Annotated in this window: 1 protein-coding gene; it reads left to right on the top strand. The window is 53.7% G+C overall.

What is annotated here, in order from left to right; all coding sequences use genetic code 11:
* Positions 1–201: hypothetical protein (locus AC1M9D_RS14255; protein WP_481612467.1), on the top strand; the 201-nt coding region annotated here is incomplete at both ends.

Below are 201 nucleotides of genomic sequence, written 5' to 3'. Positions count from 1 at the left end.
ACCAAGACAATGCCAGCCTAGGCCTCGAACAAGCATGGCACATCAGCCCTGCATGGATCCAAGACCTCAAAGGCGAAGACCAAGCCACCGCCTCAGGTAACAGCCAAGTCGAAAAACTCAACCAACACCTCAGCGACTACTACGCTGGACAAAGCAAACAATTCATCGCCAAAGCCAGCGTCAGAGACAGCCAAGTCGGCT

The sequence above is a fragment of the Acinetobacter sp. ANC_7682 genome, from assembly GCF_056779795.1.
This window is presented reverse-complemented; position numbering and strand designations above follow the sequence as displayed.